This window comes from Kineosporia sp. NBRC 101731 (assembly GCF_030269305.1).
Taxonomy (GTDB): domain Bacteria; phylum Actinomycetota; class Actinomycetes; order Actinomycetales; family Kineosporiaceae; genus Kineosporia.
Genome location: NZ_BSTC01000040.1, coordinates 1 through 659 on the forward strand (window position 1 = coordinate 1; position 659 = coordinate 659).

Annotated in this window: 1 protein-coding gene; it reads right to left on the reverse strand. The window is 69.5% G+C overall.

What is annotated here, in order from left to right:
- Positions 1-616 (reverse strand): DUF222 domain-containing protein (locus QSK05_RS35995; protein ID WP_285601902.1); only part of this gene is annotated, 616 nt, incomplete at its 3' end.
- Positions 617-659: the final 43 nt, after the last annotated feature.

The following is a 659-nucleotide window of genomic DNA, read 5'->3' on the forward strand; positions in this document are numbered from 1 at the left end:
CGTCAGCATCAGTGCTGGCGTCAGCATCAGTGCTGGCGTGGGTGCTGGTGTTGGTGACCGGGACCAGGGGGATCGGTGTTCCCTCGGCCAGGGCCTGGACCAGGGCGGCCAGGACGTCGGCCCGCCGCTGGTCGTGGGTTCGCCCGTCCGGCGTGCCGGCAGCACCGGCCCGGTCGCGTTCATCATCGGCCGCGATGTCCAGGAATCCGTCCAGCCATTGACCCACGTCGGCCGAGACCAGAGCGCTGACCAGGGCCATGCCGTCGGGCTGGGCCTCGACCCGCACGTGACGCGCCCGCCGGGCCCGGGCGTGACGGGCGTTACCGCCATCGGGTTCCACCTGCACCAGCAGCAACTCGACCAGCCGGTGCAGCTCACCGTAGGTCAGCTGCGGGGCCCGGGCCGCCAGCATCCCTTCCATCAGGACCCAGGCCGGGCAACCGGGCCCGAACCCGGGCAGGTACTCACCCGCCGTGTGTAGCTTCTTCGTGATCAACGCCGCGCGGGCCTTGTCCAGCCGTCCCTGCTCGAACAAGCCCATGATCAAAGGAAGATCACGTACCAGCCCGACCGCGACACCGACCTCCACCGCCGCCGTCAGCGGATGCAGATTCAACTCCGGAGCAAGCCGGGCCGAGAGCAACTGCTCAGCAGAGATC